At 72.8% G+C, this 4,833-nt stretch carries 4 protein-coding genes; all 4 read left to right on the forward strand.

Going from position 1 to position 4,833, the window contains the following annotated elements; all coding sequences use genetic code 11:
- Nucleotides 1–308 precede the first annotated feature (308 nt).
- The 4 genes from NBZ83_RS30065 to NBZ83_RS30080 all read left to right on the forward strand — a co-directional run bounded on the left by NBZ83_RS30065 (nt 309) and on the right by NBZ83_RS30080 (nt 4,794).
- Nucleotides 309–1,280 carry an NADH-quinone oxidoreductase subunit B family protein gene (locus tag NBZ83_RS30065; RefSeq protein WP_261565471.1) on the forward strand — a complete coding sequence of 324 codons (972 nt, stop codon included), beginning with the start codon at nt 309–311 and terminating at the stop codon, nt 1,278–1,280.
- Nucleotides 1,281–1,350: 70 nt separating this feature from the next.
- Nucleotides 1,351–2,958, forward strand: a complete 1,608-nt coding sequence (locus NBZ83_RS30070) for a nickel-dependent hydrogenase large subunit (protein ID WP_261565472.1) — start codon at nt 1,351–1,353, stop codon at nt 2,956–2,958.
- A 14-nt stretch (nt 2,959–2,972) separates the two neighbouring features.
- Entirely contained in the window at nt 2,973–3,545 is a 573-nt protein-coding gene (locus NBZ83_RS30075) for a hydrogenase maturation protease (protein WP_261565473.1), read from the forward strand.
- Entirely contained in the window at nt 3,538–4,794 is a 1,257-nt protein-coding gene (locus NBZ83_RS30080) for a tetratricopeptide repeat protein (protein ID WP_261565474.1), read from the forward strand. Before NBZ83_RS30075 ends, NBZ83_RS30080 begins: the two co-directional genes overlap by 8 nt.
- Nucleotides 4,795–4,833: the final 39 nt, after the last annotated feature.

Here is a 4,833-nt window from a genome sequence, read left to right on the forward strand (position 1 = left end):
CCCTTCCCGCCGTCCCTCGCTCGCCCGGCTCGGCGCGCACGACAGGGCCGCCATGCACGACGGTCCGTCACCGCCCGGCCGGCCCGCCGGCCGGGCTCACTGTGGCCCGTCCGCGCACGCAGCGGCAAACGCCACCACGCGTTGGTGGCAGCCTCCGCACACGACGCATCGGCGTCCCCTTCCCGGGCACGTAGCGTCGCTGTGCCGGCAGTCCTCGTGCGGCCTGAGCCATGCGACGCGAGGCGCGCCGCGACCGGACGCGCCGCGCTGCCCCACCGGTTGCCGGCCATCCGACGAAGGGACCACCGATGTCATCCGTGCTCTGGTTTCAGGGCGGGGCGTGCAGCGGCAACACGATGTCGTTCCTGAACGCCGAGGAACCCACCGTCATCGACCTGATCACCGACTTCGGTCTGGACCTGCTCTGGCACCCCTCGCTGGGCCTGGTCACCGGCGGGCAGGCACGGACGCTGTTCTGGGAGTGCGCGCGGGGCGAGCGGGCGGTCGACATCTTCGTCTTCGAAGGCTCGGTGATGCGCGGCCCGGACGGTAGCGGCCGCTACGACGTGTTCGCCGACCGGCCGATGCAGGACTGGGTGCGCGACCTGGCCGGCCAGGCGCAGGTGGTCGTGGCGATCGGGGACTGTGCCAGCTGGGGTGGGGTGCCCGCGATGGCGCCGAATCCGACCGACTCCACCGGGCTGCAGTTCCACAAGCGCACCCCGGGCGGGTTCCTCGGCCCGGACTTCCGCTCGCGGGCGGGACTGCCCGTCATCAACGTGCCGGGCTGCCCCGCCCATCCGGACTGGATCACCCAGATCCTGGTGGCGCTGGCCACCGGCCGCGCCGCTGACATCGGGCTCGACGAGCTGAACCGGCCGCAGACGTTCTTCACCACGTTCACGCACACGGGCTGCACTCGTAACGGGTACTTCGAGTACAAGCAGTCGACGCTGGCCTTCGGCGAGGGCACCCGCCAGGGCTGCCTGTTCTACGAGTTCGGCTGCCGCGGGCCGATGACGCACTCGCCGTGCAACCGGATCCTGTGGAACCGGCAGTCGTCGAAGACCCGGGCCGGGATGCCGTGCATCGGCTGCACCGAACCGGAGTTCCCGTTCTTCGACCTCGCCCCCGGCACGGTCTTCCAGACCCAGAAGGTCGCGGGGGTCATCCCGCGCGAGGTCCCCGAGGGCAGCGGCCACCTGACCTACCTGGCCCAGGCGGCGGCCGCCCGGCTGGGCGCCCCGGAGTGGTCGAAGAAGGACATGTTCGTCGTCTGACCCGCCGGCAGGGCACGCGCGTCCCGCCCGGGGCCCCGCGAGGAACGCACGAGGAAAGAAGAGTCTTCCGATGACGACCGTCGATCTCAACGTCAGCCCGATGGGGCGCGTCGAGGGTGACCTCGACGTCCGGGTCACGATCGACGACGGGGTGGTGGCCTCGGCCTGGACCGAGGCGGCGATGTTCCGCGGCTTCGAGATCATCCTGCGGGGCAAGGATCCGCAGGCCGGCCTCATCGTGACCCCGCGGATCTGCGGGATCTGCGGCGGCAGCCACCTGTACAAGGCCGCGTACGCACTCGACGTGGCGTGGCAGACCGAGCTGCCGCCGAACGCGACCCTGATCCGCAACATCGCGCAGGCGTGCGAGACGCTGCAGAGCATCCCGCGGTGCTTCTACGCGCTGTTCGCCATCGACCTGACGAACCCCAGGTACGCCTCCTCGCAGCTCTACCCGGAGGCGGTGCGCCGGTTCACCCCGTTCACCGGATCCAGCTACGGCCCGGGGGTGGTGCTGTCCGCCAAGCCGATCGAGGTGTACGCCATCTTCGGCGGGCAGTGGCCGCATTCCAGCTTCATGGTGCCCGGCGGGGTGATGTGCGCCCCGACGCTCGCGGACGTGACCCGCTCCATCGCGATCCTGGAGCACTGGAAGACCGAGTGGCTCGAGAAGCAGTGGCTGGGCTGCTCGGTGGACCGCTGGCTGGCCAACCGCACCTGGGCCGACGTGCTCGCCTGGTTGTACGAGAACGAGGCCCAGCACGACAGCGACTGCGGCTTCTTCCTGCGCTACTGCCTCGACATCGGCCTCGATGGCTACGGCCAGGGCATCGGCAACTACCTGGCGACCGGGACGTACTTTCAGCCGGACCTGTACGGACGGCCGACGATCGAGGGCCGCAATGCGGCGCTCATCGGCCGTTCCGGGGTGTACGCCGGCGGCGCGTACACCGAGTTCGACCAGGCCAGGGTGCGCGAGGACGTCACCCACTCGTTCTACGCGGGCACGTCGGCACGCCACCCGTTCGACGGGGAGACCAACCCGATCGACCCGGTCCGCGGCCGCGAGCAGGGCAAGTACAGCTGGGCGAAGTCCCCCCGCTACGACGTGCCGAACCTCGGATACGTCCCGCTGGAGGCCGGCCCGCTGGCCCGCCGGGTCGCCGCCGCCGCCCCGGGTGCAGCCGCCCACCAGGACGACGACCCGCTGTTCGGGAACATCCTCGACGCGATCGGCCCCTCGGTGATGGTTCGCCTGCTCGCCCGGATGCACGAGGCGGCGAAGTACTACCGGTGGGTTCGCGGCTGGCTGGACCAGATCGACCTGCACGAGCCGTTCCATGCCACCCCGGTGGAGCGCGCCGACGGGCGCGGCTTCGGCTCGACGGAGGCGGCCCGCGGCTCGCTGTCCGACTGGATCGTCCTGGAGAAGGGCAAGATCGCCAACTATCAGGTGGTCACCCCGACGGCCTGGAACATCGGCCCCCGCGACGGTGACGGCACGCCCGGTCCGATCGAGGCCGCGCTCGTCGGCACCCCCGTCGCCGACCCGGCCGATCCGGTCGAGCTCGGCCACGTGGCCCGCAGCTTCGACTCCTGCCTGGTCTGCACCGTCCACGCCTACGACGGGCGGACCGGCAAGGAGCTGAGCAGGTTCATCATCAACGGGGACCTTTGACCGCCGGACGACCGGTGCCCGCCAGCCCCCGGGTGCAGGTCGACCCGCCCGGCTTCGAACCGCCGCGCTGCGACACGGTGGTGATCGGCTGCGGGAACCTGCTGCGCGGCGACGACGGGGTGGGCCCGATCCTCATCCGCCGGCTCGCCGAGGCGGGCGTGCCGGCCGGAGTACGCCTGGTCGACGGTGGCACCGCCGGGCTGGACACGGCGTTCGCGATGCGCGGCGCGCGCCGGGTCGTGATCGTCGACGCCGCCCGCACCGGCGCCGCGCCGGGCACCGTCTACCGGGTACCGGGCGCGGAACTCGAGGATCTCCCCCTGCACCTGCCTCATCCGCACGCCGTGCGCTGGGACCAGGCCCTCGCCTTCGGCCGCTGGCTGCTCGGCGACGACTACCCGACGGACATCGCCGTCTACCTCGTCGAGGCCGGCGGCCTGGAACCCGGTGCCGATCTCACCCCGGCCGTCCGCGGCGCGATGCAACGCCTGCAGGCAATGATCCTCGCCGATCTCGCCGCGGGAACCCCGGTACCCGACAAACACAGCGCACCCGACAAGCACAGCGAGGACGACGCACGTGACTGACCGCGACGCTGCGACCGACATCGCCACGCGCCACGCCCGGCCGCAGCCGATCGGGGTGTTCCCGCTGCCCGCCGGCTTCCTGCTGGTGCCGGGCGGCGACGACACGGCCGAGCTGCGCCGCACGCTCGCCGCCGGGCGCCGCCCGGACGCCTGGCCGGCGCGGCTGGGAGCGTTGGAGCTGGCCTACCGGGGGGACGTCGTCGGCGCCGCGACCCAGATCGACGGCGACGACCCGATCGACCGGTACAACCGGTTCGTCCTGCGCCCGGGAGGTCCCCCGGTGGAGGACCCGGCGCAGCTTCGCCAGGCCCTCGGCGCCGAGCTCGGAATCCTCGTCGACGTGGTCCGCTTCGCGCTCGGCGACCTGGCCGAGCCGCCGCCGCTGGCCGGGGAGACCGGCGAGATCGCGGCGCTGGTGCACTCGGCGCACGCCGCCCACGCCATGGCCGCCGGGCGCACCGGCCAGGCGGCGGCAGCGCTGGGCCAGGCTGTCGCCGCGGCGTGGGAGGCGTCCCCGGGCCTGGCCGCGCAGCTGCTGTCCACCACGGCGGACCTGCGTCGCAGCGTCGAGGGGCCGACCGACGACGTTCTTGCCGATCTGACCACGGCGCTCGCCGCCCTGGACGCCACCGAACTCGTGATCGCCCGCGCCGAGCTGCGCCTGACCCTCGGCTCGGCCTACCAGGAACGGGCCGGCGGCGACCCGGCGGCCCTGCGCACCGCGGTGGAGCACTACCTGGGCGCGCTGCGGCTGATCGGCGTGGACAGCGCGCCGGAGCTGTTCGCCGCGGTGCAGGTCAACCTCGCCACCGCTTACCTGGCCATGCCGATGAGCCAGGCGTCCGACCAGCTGCGGATCGGCGTCGCGATCCAGGGCCTGCGCACGGCGCTCGCCGTCTACACCCCCGAGACCCATCCCGAGCAGTGGGCCAGCACCCAGCTCAACCTGGCCAACGCCCTGGTCTACGCACCGTCGGCGCACCAGAAGGACAACCTGGTCGAGGCGGCGGCCCGCTACCAGCAGGTCATCGTCGCCCGCGACCGGGACACCGATCCGCTCGGGCACGCCCGCGCGCTGGCCAATCAGGGCAATGCGCTGGCCCATCTGGGCGCCTACGACCAGGCGGCGGCGGTGCTGCACGAGGCGCGGTCGATCTTCGAGGAGTCCGGAGCGGACGACGCGGTGCTGGCGGTGCGCGGCGTGCTCGACGAGATCGCCCGCCGGCGCGGCGCACCCGGGCCCGCGTGAGGCCCCCCCGGTCGACGGCCACCGCCCCCGGCACCGGGA

Origin of the sequence: Frankia gtarii (genome assembly GCF_025403375.1) — a bacterium.
Lineage (GTDB): Bacteria > Actinomycetota > Actinomycetes > Frankiales > Frankiaceae > Frankia > Frankia gtarii.

Bases quoted from the DNA above. Each gene is read 5' to 3' on its own strand.
- NBZ83_RS30065 (WP_261565471.1), top strand. From the start codon at position 309: ATGTCATCCGTGCTCTGGTTTCAGGGCGGGGCGTGCAGCGGCAACACG.
- NBZ83_RS30070 (WP_261565472.1), top strand. From the start codon at position 1,351: ATGACGACCGTCGATCTCAACGTCAGCCCGATGGGGCGCGTCGAGGGT.